At 70.2% G+C, this 16,777-nt stretch carries 15 protein-coding genes; 4 read left to right on the forward strand and 11 right to left on the reverse strand.

The genetic code is table 11. The features are described 5' to 3' along the window. From AB0305_RS19805 to AB0305_RS19840, 8 genes are all read right to left on the reverse strand, one after another. On the reverse strand, window positions 1–339 hold a 339-nt coding region (locus AB0305_RS19805; protein WP_366173733.1), incomplete at its 3' end, for a PAS domain-containing protein. A 154-nt stretch (window positions 340–493) separates the two neighbouring features. Continuing rightward, window positions 494–2,593, reverse strand: coding sequence for an EAL domain-containing protein (locus tag AB0305_RS19810; RefSeq protein ID WP_364136716.1), 2,100 nt, complete (start codon window positions 2,591–2,593; stop codon window positions 494–496). 92 nt (window positions 2,594–2,685) lie between these two features. Further along, window positions 2,686–4,473, reverse strand: a complete 1,788-nt coding sequence (locus AB0305_RS19815; RefSeq protein WP_364136718.1) for an EAL domain-containing protein — start codon at window positions 4,471–4,473, stop codon at window positions 2,686–2,688. 90 nt (window positions 4,474–4,563) lie between these two features. Next, window positions 4,564–5,934 (reverse strand): UDP-glucose/GDP-mannose dehydrogenase family protein, encoded by a 1,371-nt coding sequence (locus AB0305_RS19820; RefSeq protein ID WP_364136720.1) that lies wholly within the window; start codon window positions 5,932–5,934, stop codon window positions 4,564–4,566. Beyond that, window positions 5,931–7,100, reverse strand: coding sequence for a glycosyltransferase family 1 protein (locus tag AB0305_RS19825; RefSeq protein ID WP_364136722.1), 1,170 nt, complete (start codon window positions 7,098–7,100; stop codon window positions 5,931–5,933). The genes AB0305_RS19820 and AB0305_RS19825 overlap by 4 nt, the downstream gene beginning before the upstream one ends. 81 nt (window positions 7,101–7,181) lie before the next feature. After that, complete coding sequence (locus AB0305_RS19830) at window positions 7,182–7,430, reverse strand: hypothetical protein (protein ID WP_290258814.1); 249 nt, start codon at window positions 7,428–7,430, stop codon at window positions 7,182–7,184. 9 nt (window positions 7,431–7,439) lie between these two features. Beyond that, entirely contained in the window at window positions 7,440–8,927 is a 1,488-nt protein-coding gene (locus AB0305_RS19835) for an SPFH domain-containing protein (RefSeq protein WP_364136724.1), read from the reverse strand. A gap of 186 nt (window positions 8,928–9,113) precedes the next feature. After that, window positions 9,114–9,581 (reverse strand): DUF4383 domain-containing protein, encoded by a 468-nt coding sequence (locus AB0305_RS19840; protein ID WP_290258816.1) that lies wholly within the window; start codon window positions 9,579–9,581, stop codon window positions 9,114–9,116. 131 nt (window positions 9,582–9,712) lie between these two features. On the opposite strand from AB0305_RS19840, the gene AB0305_RS19845 reads away from it, so the two are divergent. Next, on the forward strand, window positions 9,713–11,056 hold the full coding sequence (locus tag AB0305_RS19845; protein ID WP_364136726.1) for a DUF6350 family protein: 1,344 nt from the start codon (window positions 9,713–9,715) through the stop codon (window positions 11,054–11,056). A gap of 17 nt (window positions 11,057–11,073) precedes the next feature. On the opposite strand, the gene AB0305_RS19850 is transcribed toward AB0305_RS19845, so the two are convergent. Continuing rightward, window positions 11,074–11,466: a hypothetical protein gene (locus AB0305_RS19850; RefSeq protein ID WP_364136728.1), complete on the reverse strand. Its 393-nt coding sequence runs from the start codon at window positions 11,464–11,466 to the stop codon at window positions 11,074–11,076. 39 nt (window positions 11,467–11,505) lie between these two features. Between AB0305_RS19850 and purN the strand changes: the two genes are divergently transcribed. Together purN and AB0305_RS19860 are read left to right on the forward strand one after the other, a co-directional pair. Continuing rightward, window positions 11,506–12,075, forward strand: a complete 570-nt coding sequence (gene purN, locus AB0305_RS19855; protein ID WP_364136730.1) for a phosphoribosylglycinamide formyltransferase — start codon at window positions 11,506–11,508, stop codon at window positions 12,073–12,075. A gap of 380 nt (window positions 12,076–12,455) precedes the next feature. Continuing rightward, window positions 12,456–13,328 carry a hypothetical protein gene (locus AB0305_RS19860; RefSeq protein WP_364136732.1) on the forward strand — a complete coding sequence of 291 codons (873 nt, stop codon included), beginning with the start codon at window positions 12,456–12,458 and terminating at the stop codon, window positions 13,326–13,328. A 93-nt stretch (window positions 13,329–13,421) separates the two neighbouring features. Here the strand turns inward: AB0305_RS19860 and AB0305_RS19865 are convergent, their stop codons facing one another. Continuing rightward, window positions 13,422–14,774 carry an MFS transporter gene (locus tag AB0305_RS19865; protein ID WP_290258821.1) on the reverse strand — a complete coding sequence of 451 codons (1,353 nt, stop codon included), beginning with the start codon at window positions 14,772–14,774 and terminating at the stop codon, window positions 13,422–13,424. Between the two features lie 188 nt (window positions 14,775–14,962). On the opposite strand from AB0305_RS19865, the gene purH reads away from it, so the two are divergent. Next, complete coding sequence (gene purH, locus AB0305_RS19870) at window positions 14,963–16,648, forward strand: bifunctional phosphoribosylaminoimidazolecarboxamide formyltransferase/IMP cyclohydrolase (RefSeq protein ID WP_364136734.1); 1,686 nt, start codon at window positions 14,963–14,965, stop codon at window positions 16,646–16,648. On the opposite strand, the gene AB0305_RS19875 is transcribed toward purH, so the two are convergent. Further along, a complete protein-coding gene (locus AB0305_RS19875) occupies window positions 16,645–16,773 on the reverse strand; it encodes a hypothetical protein (RefSeq protein WP_366173740.1) in 129 nt (42 codons plus the stop codon). The two genes, purH and AB0305_RS19875, sit on opposite strands and share 4 nt — an antisense overlap. Between the last annotated feature and the right edge of the window lie 4 nt (window positions 16,774–16,777).

Raw genomic sequence — 16,777 nt, forward strand, 5'->3', positions numbered from 1 at the left:
GCCGCCGCCGGGAAGCGCGGCGCAGGTGATTTCCACCGGGAACTCGGAGGCGTCCGCCCGGCGGCCGGCGCCGGCGAACACCGGGGCCGTACCGTTGGCGCCAGCCGTGGCACCGCCGTCGTGCGCTGCGCCGAGCACCCCGGACACGGTGGCGTGCAGGCCCTCACGCGCCGCCTCGGCCAGCAGCAGGCTGTAATCCGCGCCCAGCAACTGGGCCCGGGGGTAGCCGAAGAGCCGCTCCGCGGCGCGGTTCAGGAAGGTGACGGAGCCGTCGGGGGCAAGCAGCAGCAACGCGTCCGGGATGTGGTCCAACACGGTGTGTGCGAATGCTGAGTCCATAGTGGTGCTGTCCCCCCGGAAGCAAGTGATTCGATGAATATCCGCCCCATCATATGCGCCAGCCGGCATACCAGCCCCGCGCCGCGGCACTTATTTCCAAAGCCCCCGAATGTGTCGTCCGGAGTACCGGACAAGGGGCCGTGGCAGGCCGTCCTTAGTACGCGACGAGCGGTTCCAGCAGCGCCTCGATGGCCTCCACGGACTGTGCCAGCGCCGCCCCGCGCTGCACCCCGGGCGCGGGCCGGGAGAAGAGGTAGCCCTGCAGGGCGTCGCACTCGTGCTCGATCAGGTATCGGCCCTGGGCGGGCGTCTCGATGCCTTCCGCGGTGACCCGCAGGCCCAGGCTGTGCGCCATATGGATCATCGAGGTCAGGATGGGCAGCCGCTCTTCGCCGGTGCGGAGCATGGAGACGAACGACTTGTCGATCTTCACCGCGTCCACCGGCAGTTCCTGCAGCCGCCCCAGCGAGGAGTAGCCGGTGCCGAAGTCATCCAGTGCCACGCGGATGCCGGCGGCGCGGAGGTGGCTGAGCTGGGCGATCACGTGCGAGGCCGGGTCAAAGAAGACGCTCTCGGTGACCTCCAGGACCAGCTGGTGCGGGTCCACGTTGTTCCAGGCGGCGATGTCCAGCACCCGTTCGGCGAAGTCCTTGTGCTGCAGCTGCACCCCGGAGACGTTGACGGCCAGGGTCCGGCCCGGGTCCTCGGCCAGCCAGGGCTGCAGTTCGGCGCAACTCTGCCGCAACACCTCCGCCCCGATGTCCCGGATCAGGCCGCTGCGTTCTGCGGTCTGGATGAAGGTGTCCGGTGCCATGATGACGCCGTCGCGCTCCCAGCGGGCCAGCGCCTCGAACTGCACCACCTCACGCCGGTTGGCGGAGACCACCGGCTGGAAGAACACCTTGATCTGGCCCAGTTCCACCGCCTGGCGCAGCCCCGCGGTTAGCTGGGTGCGTTCCATCAGGGTGGCCAGCATCTCCGGCTGGAAGTGCACGTAGCAGTTTTTCCCGGCCTCCTTCGCCGCGTACATGGCGACGTCGGCCCGGCGCAGGAGTTCGGCGGAGGACACTTTGTCCTCGCCGCGCTTGGCCACGCCCAGGCTCAGGCTGGGTCGCAGCAAGGCGCCCTCGATCGTGACCGGGGCGTTGAGGGTCTTCACGATCCGCTGCGCGACGGCGTCGGAGTCCCCGCAGCCTTCCAGCAGCACCACGAATTCGTCCCCGCCCAGGCGGGCCACCGTCCCGTGCGGGCCCACGCAGTTCTGCAGCCGGCGGGAGATCTCGACCAGCATCTGGTCGCCCGCGTGGTGGCCCAGGATGTCGTTGACTTCCTTGAAGTCGTCCAGGTCCAGCAGCAGCACGGCCACGGAGCCGGGGGAGTCCAGCGCGGCGGAGGCCCGCTCGTTGAAAAGCATGCGGTTGGCCAAGCCCGTCAGCGGGTCCTGGAAGGCCAGGGCCTTAAGCTGGTCCGCCTGCTGGGCCAGTTCCTCCAGCGCGCGCCGGGCCTGGTCCTCCGCCACAGTCCGGGACGTGACGTCCCGGAAGTTCCAGATCCGTCCCACCACCTCGCCGGCCACCGTCTGCGGGCGCGAGTCCAGCTCCACCGTGCGGCCGTCCTGAAATTCCAGCACGTCCTGGCTGTGCAGCTCATGGTTGGCGTAGAGCTCGGCCACCTTGGCCTTAAAGCAGTCCGGGTGCTGCAGTTTCGTGGCGATGAACTTCACCAGCGCGTAGGCGTCGTTCTCGGCCAGGATCTCCCGCGGCATGCCCCAGAGGCTCAGGTACTGTTCGTTGACGCCGGTGATCTGCCCTGAGTTGGAGACCACCACGATGCCGTCCGCCGTCGTCTCCAGTGTCGCGTCCAGCATGGAAATGGCGTGCCGCCGCCCGGCGTCGGTGTCCCGGTAGGTGGTTTCCCGGACCGCCACGGCCACAGAGGTCCGGGTCCCGGTGCTGACCAGTGAACAGGTGAGCTCCAACTGGATCTCGCTCCCGTTGCGGTGCAGCCCGATCCCGGGGAACGGCTTGATGCCGAAGGTGCTGTCGCCGCCCAACCGGCCGAGGATGCGCAGGAATCCGCCGCGGTCGTCCTTGGCCAGGAGACGGGTGTGCTCCTCGCCCACCAGCTCGCAGGCCTGGTACCCGAAGAGCCGTTCGGCCGCGGGATTGACGTAGGAGATCAGCCCTGAGGTGGTCAGCAGCAGCAGCGCATCCGGACCCTGCGTCAGCAGGGTCTCTGCGAGTCCTTGTTCCACGGTGATGCCAGCCCCCAGGCTTTTGATGTCAAGTGCCGCCGGCCGAGCGGTGGCCAACAACTTTCAAGCATCATAGGGCCATGAGAGCCAAATCACAGTAACGGGGACCTTCGGGCCGCGGTGTCGCCGCGCAGGGCAGCCGCGGCGGCCTCCGCCAGGGCCAGCGCCGCGGGCAGGGTGGCCGCCGGCTGCGGGGTGGAGAGCATATAGCCCTGCAGTGAATCGCATCCCCGCTCCACCAGGTACCGGGCCTGCTGCAGGGTCTCGACGCCCTCCGCGGTGACGGTCAGGCCCAGGCCGTGGGCCATGCTGATCATGCAGTTGAGGATGGGCAGGTGCTCGGTGCCGGTACGGATCATCTGGACGAAGGACTTGTCGATCTTCAGGGTGTCCACGGGCAGGTCCTGCAACCGGCCCAGGGAGGAGTAGCCGGTGCCGAAGTCGTCCAGGGCCACCCGGACGCCGGCGCCGCGCAGCTCCACCAGCTGGCGGTGGACCTGGCAATCGTCGTCGAAGAAGACGCTCTCGGTCACCTCGACCACCAGCTGCCGCGGGTCCACCCCGCACGCGGCAGCGGTGGAGAGCAGTAGCTCCGGGACGTTGCCCTGCTGCAGCTGCACGCCGGAGACGTTCACGGCGAGGGACCGGGCCGGGTCCGCGGCCAGCCAAGGCTGCAGTTCGGTGCAGCCGCGCAGCAGCACCTCGGTGCCGATCTCCACCACCAGGCCGCTGCGTTCGGCGGCGGGGATGAACTGCTGCGGCGGCACCAGGACCCCGTTGCGCTCCCAGCGGGCCAGCGCCTCGACCTTGACCACGCGGCCGAGACGGGAAGCGACGATCGGCTGGTAGTGGACGGTGATTTCGCCGCGTTCGACGGCGGCGCGCAGCCCGGCCTCGAGGTCCGCGCGTTCGAGCAGCGCGGTCATCATCTCGGGCTGGAAGCGCAGGTAGCGGTTCTTGCCGGCCGCCTTGGCCGCGTACATGGCGATGTCCGCCCGGCGCAGCAGCTCGGACGCGTCGTAGGCATCGGCGCTGATCGAGGCCAGGCCCAGGCTGAGGCTGGGCCGCAGCATGGACCCGTCCACCCAGAGCGGCTCCTTCAGGGACCCGACGATCCGGGCCGCCGCGGCGTCGGCGTCGAGCGATCCCACCATCAGCACCACGAACTCGTCGCCGCCCAGCCGTGCTACAACGTCGGAGGGGCGGACGCAGGCGCGGAGCCGGCGCCCCACCTCGATCAGCATCTGGTCCCCGGCGTGGTGGCCGTGGATGTCGTTGACTTCCTTGAAGTCGTCCAGGTCCAGGAGCAGCACGTCGACGGCCGTGCCGCACGGGCCGGCCAGGGCGTGGGCCAGCTGGTCGTTGAAGAGCTGGCGGTTGGAGAGCCCGGTCAGCGGGTCGTTGAAGGCCAGGGAGCGCAGCTGGCCGGCCTGCGCGGCGAGGTCCGCCATGGCTTGGGTGATGCGTTCCTGGTCGCGGCGTGCCTGGCTGACGTCGCGGAAGCTCCAGACCCGGCCGGCCACCCGGTCGCCCACCTTCTGCGGGCGTGAGTAGCGTTCGAAGGTCCGGCCGTCGCGGAAGGACAGCACGTCGTGGCTCTCGGCCTCCGGGTCTGCGTAGAGGGCGGTGACCTTGGCCAGGAATGCCTGCGGGTCCGCGAGCTGGCCCAGGACGAAGCCCATCACGGCCTCGTCATCGCCGGTGTCCACCAGGGCCCGGGGGACGCCCCACATGGAGAGGAACTGGTTGTTGACGGAGGTGATCCGGCCGTCGCCGCTGACCACGAGGATCCCGTCCGCCGTCGATTCGAGGGTGGCCGCGAGCAGCGACATGGCCTCGCGGAGCCGGGCGTCCTCCTCGGAGCGCGTTGAAATGGTCATGCGGCCGGGACCGCGCGACTGTGAGACCGACGTTGGTGCAAAGTAGTTCCTCCCCTCAGTGATCATAGGGGCCGACGACGGTCCCGGCCGTCAGCGGGGCAGCGCGGCGCCGTGTGCAGACCCGGCCCCGGCACGGCCGAGCCCCCGCACCGTCCAGCCGGCCGCGGTCCAGGCCCCGGCGTCGAGCGCGTTCCGGGCATCCAGCAGGACCCGGCGGCGGACCCGGTCCCCGGCGGCACGGGGGTCCAGGATCCGGTACTGCTCCCATTCGGTCAGCAGCAGCACCAGCTCGGCGCCGTCGAGGGCCGCGTCCGTGCCGGCCTCGAAGCGCAGCTGCGGGTGGTGCAGCCAGGCGTTGTTGACGGCCGCGGGGTCGGTGACGGTGACGTGGGCGCCGTCGTCGGCGAGCCGCCGGGCGACGTCCAGGGCGGGGGAATCCCGGATGTCGTCGGTGTCCGGTTTGAACGCCGCCCCAAGCACCGTGACCCGGCGTCCGGCCACGCTGCCGCCGCACAGCTCCCGGGCCGCGGCCGCCGTCCGGGAGCGCTGGTTGCGGTTGATCCCGTCCACCGTGGCCATCCAGTCGTCCACCGAGTCCACGCCCAGCTCCCGGGCCTGGACGCGGAGCGAGCGGATGTCCTTGGGCAGGCAGCCGCCGCCGAAGCCCAGGCCCGCGTGCAGGTACCGGCCGCCGATCCGCGGGTCCAGGCCCATCGCGGCGCCCAGCTCGGTGACGTCCCCGCCGGCGGCCTCGCAGAGCTCCGCCATGGCGTTGATGAAGCTCAGCTTCGTGGCCAGGTAGGCGTTCGCGGCGGACTTGATCAGCTCGGCCGTGGCGAAGGTGCAGACCAGCCGGGGGATCCCGGCCGTCAGCAGCGGGGCGTAAACCGCGTCCAGGGCCGCGGCGACGGCGGCCGCCGCGCTGCCCGGCTGCTCCGCCGCGTGCGCCCCGCCGGGGACGCCGTACACCAGCCGGTCCGGGACCAGGGAGTCCTTGACCGCGGTGCCCTGGCGCAGGAACTCGGGGTTCCAGCCCAGCAGCACGTCCGGCCTGGCCGCCAGCACCCCGCCGAGCATGTCCACGGTGCCCACCGGGACGGTGGACTTGCCGACGACGGCGGAGCCCGGGGCCAGGAACGGCAGCAGGGCCTCGGTGGCGGCGATCAGGTAGCTGAGGTCGGCGCCGTCAGAGGTCTTCGACTGCGGGGTGCCGACGCAGAGGAAGTGCAGCTGCGCCCCGGCGGCGTCGGCGAAGCTGGTGGAGAACGTGAGCCGGCCGTTGGCCCGCCCGTCGCGCAGCAGCTCGTCCAGTCCCGGCTCGTGGAAGGGGGCGGCGCCGCGGTCCAGCTGGGCGACCTTGGCGGCGTCGACGTCGATCCCCACCACGCTGTGGCCCATCGAGGCGAGGGTGGCGGCGTGCACTGCGCCGAGGTAGCCGCAGCCGATCACGGAAATTTTCACAGGGTTGCTCCTCTTCCGGGGCGGGTGGTGGAGGCGGCGCCGGCGGGTGCCGGTACGCCGGTGGAGACCTCGCGGTAATGGGTGACGAGTTCCTCGCCGAGGGCGTGCCAGGTCCGGCCCTGGACCGCGGCGTGGGCGGCCTCGGCGAAGGCCCGGCGCTTGGCGCCGTCGCCGGCCAGGTCCGCCACCCGGGCGCGCAGCCCGGCGAGGTCCCCGGGTTCGTACAGCCAGCCGGTGCGCGAGTTCTCCACCAGGTCCAGCGGGCCGCCGCGACCGGTGGCGACTACGGGCACACCCGACGCCATGGCCTCCTGGATGGTCTGGCAGAAGGTTTCGAATTCGCCGGGGTGGACGAACAGGTCGAAGGAGGCCACGGTCCGGGCGAGGTCCTCGCCGCCCAGGAACCCGGTGAACAGGGCGCCCGGCAGCGCCGCCTCGAGGGCGGCCCGCTGCGGGCCGTCGCCCACGATCACCAGCCGCGTGCCGGGGAGGTACGCCAGCACTGCCAGGTCCTCCACCTGCTTTTCGGCCGCGAGCCGGCCCACGTAGCCGATGATGCGCTCGCCGGCCGGGGCGACGGCCGCCCGCCAGCCGTCGTCGCGCTTGGCCGGGTGGAACCGTGCGGTGTCCACGCCCCGGCGCCACATGCTGACCCTGGGGATGCCCCGCCCGCGGAACTGCTGCAGCGCGAAGGTCGAGGGAACCAGGGTCCGGGTGGCCAGCAGGTGGATCTGCTCCACCCGGTTCCACGCCCAGTTCTCCAGGTAGGGGACGCCGTAGCGGGCCGCGTAGCCGGGGACCTCGGTCTGGTAGATGGCCACGGTGGGGATGCCGAGCTGGTGGGCTGCCTGCACCGCCCGCCAGCCCAGCACGAAGGGGGAGGCGAGGTGGACGACGTCGGGCGCGTAGCCGGCAAGGATTCGCTTGACCCGGGCCACGCCTCCCATCGCCACCCGAACGTTGGTGTAGCCGGCCAGGGGGAGCGCGGGGAGCCGGTGGATCCGGGCCCCGTAGACCTCGTTCGGGACGCCGGTGTCCTGTCCGGAGGGGCAGATCACCAGCACCTCGTCACCGCGGGACTGGAGATGCTCCAGGACCCGCAGGATGGAGTGGGTGACCCCGTTCATCTGGGGCAGGAATGATTCGGCGACGAGTGCGATCCTCACCCCTCCACCGTGGGTGCCGCGGCTGACGGCCCGGGGTGGCGGGCGTGGCGTGCGGGGGAAGACTGGGTTAACAGGCGGGGATCAGGGCCGGCTGCCGCCGCGGAGCACGTCGGGGAGTTCGTCCACGTAGACCGTCTGGGGAGGCTCGTAGTAGATCACCAGGACCTCCTCGCCCACCGCGAAGCTGCTTTCCTTGTCGAAGGGGTGGGCGTGGAAGGCGCTGATGCCGCCGCGGAACGGCAGCATCACCTCACCGAGCGTCCCCGGGCCTACCCGGCCGGAGACCCGGCCGATCCGCCCGGTGAGGCTCCGGTCGACGTTCCTGGGCATTCGGCGTTCCTAGCTGCCCGGCGTCGGCTGCTTCGGGGCGGTGCGGCTCTGGGGTCCCGGTGTACCGTCCGCCCGCGTGCCGTCCGCCCGGGTGCCGTCGCGGCCGTTCTTCAGCGAGCTCCGCAGCGCGGGGAGGTAGTCGCCCACCTGGGCGAGGATGCCGCCGACCATCCGGTTCAGGCCTTCGCCGCCGTTGAGCACCGTCAGCTGCCCCACGTGCGCGAACGGCTCCGCGGCCGCGGCGACAATGCCGGGCATGTTCTCCGCGAGTTGCTGGGAGATGACCGCGTCCTGGTTGGTGCCCAGGGCCTCGCCCCGGGCCTTGATGCCGTCTGCCTCGGCGAGGGCCTTGGCCTTGATGGCCGACGCGGCCGCGTCGCCGCGGGCCTTCGTGGCCGCGGCCTCCGCCTCGCCGGTCACCCGGGTGGCGCCTGCGGCGGCCGCCGCGGCGTTGGCATTGGCCTGCGCCTGCAGCTCGGTGCGCCGGGCGTTGGCCTGGGCCTCGAGTTCAGTGCGGCGGGCCAGGGCCTCGGCGGCGCTGATGTCCGCGGACTTCTGGCCCTCCGCCTCGGTCCGTTTGGCGTAGGCCTTCGCGTCCGCGGGTTTGCGGATGGTGGTCTGCAGCTTCTGCTCCTCCCGGTCCGCCTCCAGCTTGGCCACCTCGGTCTCCTGCACCACCACCTGTTGCCGGGCGGTGGCGTCCGCCAGCGGCCCGGCCTGGGCGGCGTTGGCGCGGGCGCGTTCGGCGTTGGCCTGCGCCTCGGACTGCTTGATGGCGGAGAGGCTTTGGGCGTCCGCGATCTGTGCGGCGGCCTCGGCCTCCCGCTCCGCGGCCTCCCGGTTGCGGGTGGCCTCGGCGATCCGGGCCTCCATCTTGACCTGGGCGATGTGCGGCTTGGCGATGTTCTGGATGTAGCCGGTGGGATCCTGCAAGTCCTTGATCTGCAGCGAGTCCACCACCAGGCCCAGCTTCTCCATCTCCACGCCGCTGGCGCTGCGGACCTGGGAGCCCAGCTTGTCCCGCTCGCGGATGATCTCCTCCACGGTCATGCTGCCGATGATCGAGCGCAGGTGGCCCTCGAAGACGTTGTAGACCTGGCTCTGCATCTTCGGCTGCTGGCCGAGGAAGCGGCGGGCCGCGTTGGCGATGAAGGGCGGTGCGTCGCCGATCTTGTAGATCACCACGCCCTCGACGATCACCTGGATGCCCTGGGAGGTCACGCAGGAGACCTTGAGTTCGGTCTCGTTCAGGGTCAGGGAGAGTGCCCGGACGGTCTGCAGGCCGGGCACCACCAGAGCGCCCTTGCCGGTGACGATCTTGAAGTCCATGCCGTCCCGGGTTTCCAGCGTTCCCCGGGTCAGCCCGGAGATGATGAGCGCCTCATTCGGCTCCGCCACCTTCCACATCAGCTTCACCGCCACCCAGACGAGGGCGACGACGACGATCACCCCAGCGACGACGGCGAAGAACGGGATGAGGGACGTGAGATCAGGCATGGCCAACCTTTCGCGACGGTGCGTCAGGCCAGTCTGGGGTGACGGCGCCGGGTAAGTCCAGCATTTGGGCAAAAGAAGGCTGGTGCGGGCTTCGGGACGCTGCCCGGGCCCGCACCAGCGGGTACTACGACTTATCGGATTAGTTGAACTCGCTCCTCATTCGCGGCTCCCTTACCCGGTGGTGGTTTACCGGGTATCTGCGTCTTCGGCCAGGTGCCGTGAGAGCAGCCAGCCGGCGCCAATCATCGCCACGCCCAGCACCATGTGGGTCCAGTTATCCATGGTGTTGAAAGCCAGGAAATTGGCCGCCGAGCCGACGCCCACGATCAGCCCGTAGACGGCGAAGATGATGTACAACAGGCCAAATCCCATCAGGTAATTCCGGGCCCCCATGCTGTTGCGGGACATGACGTATCCGGTCCCGCCGATCGCGAACTGCACGATGTTCAGCAGCATCGACACCTGGAACAGGTTCAGGAACATGGCATTCGAATCCGGTCCCAGGAACCGGAGTTCGCCGTAATGCGTGGTGATGCCCGGAATGAATCCCAGGACACCCACGACCATGAGGACAATACCCACACCCATGCCGACGTTCTGGACGTCTGTCCGTCCGAAATGGACGCCGTGTGCATGTGGGGATGCGGTAGTCATTTTCTGCCTCCAACCACTGATTGCGGACAGTTCAATTTTACGGCGGAGGGGCCAAAAAAGCGCCGGGAATCCGGCCCCCGACGCCTGTCGGATCCCGGCTCGGAGGCCGCCGCGTGGCACGATGGATCACGATGAAACTGCGCGCTGATCAGACCGGGGACCGTGGCCTTCCGATGCCGTTGTGGCTGCAGGGGGCACTCGAGTCCGCACAGGCCGCGGTGATCTCCGCGCTGGTGGTGATCGCGCCGATCGTGGCCGTCTGGGCCGGCGACGGTTTCCGCGAGAGCGGTTTCGAGTTCCTGGCCCGACTGGCCGGGCAGGCCTGGCTGCTGATCCACGGCGTCCCGCTGCTGCTGAACGGGGTCGGGGCCGACGCCGCCGCCCGCCCGGACTCCGGCACCCTCACCCTGATCCCGCTGGGCCTGACCCTCATCCCGTTCCTGCTCGCCTGGCGGGCCGGCCGCCGGCTGGCCCGGGCCTCCTACACGGACCAGCTCTGGCAGGCACTCGTCGGGTCCTGGCTGACCTACGCCGCGTTCGGGTTCGCCACCGGCTTCCTCTGCCGCACCGCCGAGGTGGGGGTGAGCCTCTGGGCCGCCTCCGCCGTCCCGCTGATTCCCTACGCCCTCGGCATGGTGGTGGGCGCGCGCCGCGAGGCCGGGTCCTGGAGCCGGCTGATCGGCGTCGACGCCGTGGCCTGGATCAGCCGCACCAGCCAGCACTCTCGCTGGGCCGGTTCCTACCTGGGCTCCGCCATCAAGGCCGGGTTCGTCGCCGTGATGGCCACCCTGGCGATGGCCGCGGCGCTGCTGGCCGTGGACCTGCTGATCCACTGGAACCTGATCATCGACGTCTACGAGGGCCTGAATGCCGGGCCGGTGGGCGGGGCTGCCCTGACCATCGCGCAGCTGGGCTACCTTCCCAACATGGTGGTCTTCGCCCTCGCGTGGGCCTCCGGGGCAGGCTTCGCCCTCGGTATCGGCTCCCAGGCCGGGCCGCTGGCCACCGCCGTCGGGCCGCTGCCGTCCATCCCCGTGTTCGCCGCGCTGCCCTCCGGCCCGCTGGACTACGCCCTCGTGGCGCTGGTGGTCCCCGTCCTGGCCGGAGCCCTGGCCGGCTGGTGGTTCCTGCGCGAGGGGGAGAACCACTTCGACGAATGGCTCTCCATCAAGGTCAAGGCCCGCTGGTTCACCGCCACCTTCTCCACGCTGGTCCTCGGCGCGCTGATCGGCGTCGTGGCCGGGGCGCTCGCGGCCGGGCTGGCGTGGCTGGCCCGCGGTTCTGCCGGGATCGGGCGGCTGACGGACATCGGGCCGGACCCGGTGGTGACGGCGCTGTTCGTCGCCTCCGAGGTGGGCGCCGGCGTCGTTATCGGCTACGCCGCGGGGCCGTGGCTGGAACGCCGGCAGCGGCTGCAGGAAGCTGACCTCTCGGCGTCGACCGCCTCTTCGTCCTCGTCAGCCCGGAGCAACTGAGCCCGGACGCGGGTGTCCTAGCGGAGCGGGGCGGGCAGGGATTTCTCCAGCGTGACCCGGCAGGTGGAGGCCGCCTGCTCGGTGAGGGCCTGCCGCGCGCACTGCTGGTAATCGCGGATCTGGGTGTAGAACACTGAACTGACCAGCAGCATCAGCACCATCACGGTGGTAACCACCAGCCCGGAGATCGTCCCGAAGAGCACCATCCGGGACTCCCGGAGTTTCAGGGCCCGCACCAGCAGGACGACGCCGAGCACCACAGCGCAGAGGGTGAGCAGCGCGGCCAGCCACAGGTAGGCGACGTCGAGCTGGAAGACGAAGAACGAGCCCAGGACCACTACGATGAAGGCGCGGAACAGATTCAATGTTCGCAGCCGCGACTCGGCGTTGCCGCCCCGGGGGAAACTCATGGTTTCCAGCGTACGCGAGCGGCCGCCTAAGCTAAGTCAATGCGCATCGTAGTCCTTGTTTCCGGTACCGGTTCGAACCTGCAGGCCGTCATCGACGCCGTCCGGGCCGGTGACCTGGACGTGGAGCTCGCCGCCGTCGGCGCGGACCGTCCGGGGACGTACGGGGTGGAGCGCTCGGCCGCCGCGGGGATCCCCACCTTCGTGGTGGATTTCAAGGTCTACCTGGACCGCGCCGCCTGGAACGCGGCATTGACCGAAGCCGTCGCCGCCTACCGGCCCGACGTCGTCGTCTCCTCCGGGTTCATGCGGATCGTCAGCGCCGACTTCATCGCCGCGTTCGACGGCAAGTACCTCAACACCCACCCCGCGTTGCTGCCGGCCTTCCCCGGCGCGCACGGCGTCCGAGACGCCCTGGCGTACGGGGTCAAGGTCACCGGCTGCACGGTGCACTGGGCCGACGCCGGCGTGGACACCGGCCCGATCATCGCCCAGGAGGCTGTGACCGTGGAGGACGGCGACACCGAGGAGACCCTGCACGAGCGGATCAAGACCGTGGAACGGCGACTGCTGGTGTCGACCCTCCACGACCTCGCCGCCGCCGGGCAGTAACGCCCCCACGGATACAGATGCCCTATCACTTGTGGTTGCCAACGGACCGGAATGGCAACCGCAGGTGATAGGGCATTCGGCGTCTGAGGGGGTAGAGAAGGCGGCAGTCCCGGCGGCGCCGTCTGCCTTTCGAGGCCAAGTAGCGCGGTGCGCAAGAACGAGTACACCGCGAAAAAGACGGGTAGCGGAAGGGTAAAGACGAGTACTGACGACCCGGTTTTCGGTGCCTACCGGACCGTAGGCTGACGCCGTCTCATCCGCTTCTTCCGTCTCTGGGGGTCCTCTTGTCACGCTTCAGCTTTGCTAAAACCAGTCCCAAAGTCCTTGGCTTCACCGCGGCGCTCGTTCTCGGAACGGGTGCCGTTTCTGCCGCCTATGCCGTGACGACAACGTCCGGCAGCGGCGAGATCAACGGCTGCTACAACGTCAACAACGGCGGCCAGCTCCGGGTCCTTGCCGCAGGGCAGAGCTGCGACCCCAAGAAGGAAACCCCGATCACGTGGAATGTCCAGGGCATTCAAGGCGTGGCCGGACCGGCGGGACCGATGGGCCCGGCCGGCGCCCAGGGCATCCAGGGTTTGCCTGGCGTCCAGGGCGACAAGGGCGACCAGGGCATCCAAGGTCTCCAGGGGGCAAAGGGCGACCCCGGCGCCGTCGGTCCGCAGGGCGAGAAGGGCGACACCGGGGAGACCGGTGCCGTCGGTGCCAAGGGGGACCAGGGCGACACGGGCGCCGCCGGTGCGCAGGGTGAGAAGGGCGACACCGGCGCCACAGGTCAGCAGGGTGAGAAGGGGGACACCGGTGCCACCGGCCTCCAGGGTGAGACCGGCCCGATCGGTCCGCAAGGTGCTCAGGGCGACAAGGGCGACAAGGGTGACACCGGCGCCGTCGGCCCCCAGGGCGACACCGGGGCGACCGGCGCCACGGGAGCAGCGGGTCCGCAGGGCGCCCCGGGCGAGAAGGGAGCCACCGGCGACATGGGTGCCACCGGAGCCACCGGCGCTACGGGTCCCGCCGGCCCGACCGGCGCCGCGGCGTCCACCAGCGTCAGCGTGACGACGGCCAGCGGAACGACGGCCACCTCGGTAACGGCGACGTGCCCGGCCGGGAAGGTCGCCGTCGGCGGAGGATTCTCCTCCATCGCCACCAGCGGGAATCAGGTACTGTCCAGCCAGCCCTCCGGCGCCAATGGCTGGACGGTAACCCAGTCCAGGGGGACGGCGCTCACGGTCTACGTGACCTGCATCCAGTAGGACGCCACGAGGAATGCCCTATCACTTACGGTTGCTTCCGAGGAGGAATGGCAACCGCAAGTGATAGGGCATTCGGCGTGCTAGGGGTGGGCGTCAGTCCAGCCGGCGCTGCTTGGTCTCCGGGGCGAAGAACGCCATCCACAGTACCGAGACCAGCACCAGCCCGCCGGCGAGGGCGAACGAGGTGGCCAAGCCGAGCTGCGGCCAGAGCACCGCCGCGAACAGCAGCGGCCCGAAGCCGGCACCCACCCGGGAGAAGGTCGAGGCCCAGCCGAAGCCTGTGCCGCGCAGCTCGGTCGGGTATAGCTCGGAGACGTAGGCGTACAGCACGGGGATGGCCACCTGCACCACGAAGCCGAAGAGCAGCAGCCAGAACACGGCGGCCGTGGGGATGTCCACGACGACGGCGACCACCACCAGGATCAGGGCCGAGAGCGGGCCGGTGACCGCCAGGATCCACTTGCGTCCCGTCCGCTCCACCAGCAGGGCAGCCACCACCACGCCGAGCAGCCCGACGGCGGCCATCGAGGCCGTGGTCAGGAACGCCTTGTACTCCTCAAATCCGGCGCCGATCAGGATCCGCGGCATCCAGGTCAGGGACAGGTAGTAGACCAGCAGGATTGAGAAGAACAGGGCCCAGGCCGCGGTGGTGATCTTCCAGTCGTAGCGCCACAGCGCCCGCAGCTGGGTCCAGGCGCTTCCGGCGGAGAGCCGGGGGACGTCCTGCGGCTCGGGCAGGCTGTACGCCCGGGCCTGCCCGCCGGTGGCCGCCACCAGGGAATCGATCACGGCGGCCGCCTCCTCGCGGCGGCCCTTCCGGATCAGGAACAGCGGCGACTCCGGGACGCTACGGCGGACCCAGACCACCAGCAGCGCAGGCAGCACCATGATCAGCATGGTCAGGCGCCAGTCCGCGAACGCCGCCACCAGCCCGGCGGAGACGAAGCCGCACAGCGCGGCCCCCACCGGCCACCAGCCGTCCATCGCGGTGAGGACCCGGCCGCGCTGCTTCCGCGGCGTGAACTCACCCACCAGCGCGTAGTCCACCGGGATGCAGCCGCCTAGGCCGAACCCGGCCAGGAAGCGGAACACCACGAACCAGGTGAAGTCCGGGGAGAGGGCGCCGAGCACGGTGAAGATGGAGAAGATCAGCAGCGTGGCGGAGAAGGCCTTTTTCCGGCCGATGGTGTCCGCGATGGTGCCCCAGACGAAGGCGCCGAGGGCCATGCCGATGAGGTTGGAGGTACCGATCCAGGCGGCGTCCCCCGGCCCGAGCGACCAGTGCTTGGACAGCAGCGGTATGAGGATGCCGTTGAGCGTGACGTCCCAGGCGTCGAACATGAAACCCAACCCGCCGATCAGGAAAATCCGGCCCTGGACCTTCCACCGCCACGGCAGTTCCTGGACCACCTGTTCGCCGCTGGGCACCGTGGTGTAAGTGTTCATATCTGGCCTCCTGCAAGAACTCTACGTGCCCGGACCGACGGCCGGGGAGGTGGCCGGCCCCGGCACGCGGGGCAGCTTCACACTCGGCCCGGACGGCGGCTCCGGGAGGGGGAAGTCCGGGGCGACGCGATAAACTGGCCGCATCCCCACCCGCCGCGGCCGCGCCGCGATATAAGACGGAGACTTTTGTGAGCTTTACGCAGCATGAGCGTGTGTCCATCGACCGTGTCCCCATTCGCCGGGCCCTCATCTCGGTCTACGACAAGACCGGCCTGGAGGAGCTCGCCCAGGGCCTGCACAACGCCGGCGTCCGGATCGTCTCCACCGGTTCCACCGCCAAGAAGATCGCGGCTGCCGGGATCCCCGTGCAGGAAGTCGAAGAAGTCACCGGCTCCCCGGAAATGCTGGACGGCCGCGTCAAGACGCTGCACCCGCGCGTTCACGGCGGCATCCTCGCGGACCGCCGGGTTCCCGCCCACATGAAGACCCTCGAGGACATGGCCATCGAGCCCTTCGACCTCGTCGTCGTGAACCTCTACCCGTTCGTGGAGACCGTGAAGTCCGGTGCCGCGCAGGACGACGTCGTCGAGCAGATCGACATCGGAGGCCCCGCCATGGTGCGCTCGGCCGCGAAGAACCACGCCGCCGTCACGATCGTGGTTGACCCGGCCGCCTACGGTTCGGTCGTGGAAGCCGCCGCCGCCGGCGGTTTCGACCTGAAGACCCGCCGCCGGCTGGCCGCGAAGGCCTTCGCGCACACCGCGGCGTACGACACCGCCGTCGCTACCTGGACCGCCAGCCAGTTCCTGGACGAGGACGGCGACGGCGTCATCGACTGGCCCGCGTACGCCGGCCTGGCGCTGGAACGCTCCGAGGTGCTGCGCTACGGCGAGAACCCGCACCAGCAGGCCGCCCTCTACGTGGACAAGGCCGCCCCGGCCGGCATCGCGCAGGCCGACCAGCTGCACGGCAAAGCCATGAGCTACAACAACTTCGTCGACGCCGACGCCGCCCTGCGCGCCGCGTTCGACTTCGACCAGCCCGCCGTCGCGGTCATCAAGCACGCCAACCCATGCGGCGTGGCTGTGGGCTCCGCCGACGCCGCGGACCCGATCGCCGACGCCCACGCCAAGGCCCACGCCTGCGACCCGGTCTCCGCCTTCGGCGGCGTGATCGCGGCCAACCGCACCGTCACCGCCGGCATGGCCCGGACCGTCGCCGGCATCTTCACCGAGGTCGTCATCGCCCCGGGCTTCGAGGATGGGGCGGTGGAAATCCTCTCCAAGAAGAAGAACATCCGCCTGCTGACCCTGCCCGAGGGCTACGGCCGCTACCCGACCGAGTTCCGCCAGGTCTCCGGCGGCATGCTGGTCCAGGCCACGGACAAGGTCGACGCCGACGGCGACAACCCCGCCAACTGGACCCTCGCCGCCGGTGAGGCCGCCGACGAGAAGACCCTCGCCGATCTCGCCTTCGCGTGGACCGCATGCCGCGCGGCCAAGTCCAACGCCATCCTGCTGGCCGCCGACGGCGCCGCCGTGGGCATCGGCATGGGCCAGGTCAACCGGCTCGACTCCTGCCGCCTCGCCGTCGAACGGGCCAACACCCTTGGCGTCTCCGTGGAGTCGGATGTCGACGGCGCCGGCGGGGCGTCCAATGCCAATGCCACCAACGCCCCGGAGCGGGCCCGCGGCGCCGTCGCGGCGTCGGACGCGTTCTTCCCGTTCGCCGACGGCCTGCAGATCCTGATCGACGCCGGCGTCCGCGCCGTCGTCCAGCCCGGCGGCTCCGTCCGGGACGAGGAAGTCATCGCCGCGGCCAACGCCGCCGGCATCACGATGTACTTCACCGGCGCCCGCCACTTCTTCCACTAGGAATTCCCGCCCGGGAGACCGGGCGGCTCGTGGATGGGGGCATGGTCGGCCGCCTGCGCGACAAGCTGTGCACCTTCCTCCAACTCCAGCGTCACGTCCACACCGGCGGTGTGCTTCTTCTCCAGCTCG

Source organism: Arthrobacter sp. NPDC080086 (genome assembly GCF_040702285.1).

Coding starts and splice junctions, on each gene's coding strand:
- AB0305_RS19815 (WP_364136718.1), bottom strand. CDS start 4,473: ATGACCATTTCAACGCGCTCCGAGGAGGACGCCCGGCTCCGCGAGGCC.
- AB0305_RS19830 (WP_290258814.1), bottom strand. CDS start 7,430: ATGCCCAGGAACGTCGACCGGAGCCTCACCGGGCGGATCGGCCGGGTC.
- AB0305_RS19835 (WP_364136724.1), bottom strand. CDS start 8,927: ATGCCTGATCTCACGTCCCTCATCCCGTTCTTCGCCGTCGTCGCTGGG.
- AB0305_RS19840 (WP_290258816.1), bottom strand. CDS start 9,581: ATGACTACCGCATCCCCACATGCACACGGCGTCCATTTCGGACGGACA.
- AB0305_RS19845 (WP_364136726.1), top strand. CDS start 9,713: ATGAAACTGCGCGCTGATCAGACCGGGGACCGTGGCCTTCCGATGCCG.
- AB0305_RS19850 (WP_364136728.1), bottom strand. CDS start 11,466: ATGAGTTTCCCCCGGGGCGGCAACGCCGAGTCGCGGCTGCGAACATTG.
- purN (WP_364136730.1), top strand. CDS start 11,506: ATGCGCATCGTAGTCCTTGTTTCCGGTACCGGTTCGAACCTGCAGGCC.
- AB0305_RS19865 (WP_290258821.1), bottom strand. CDS start 14,774: ATGAACACTTACACCACGGTGCCCAGCGGCGAACAGGTGGTCCAGGAA.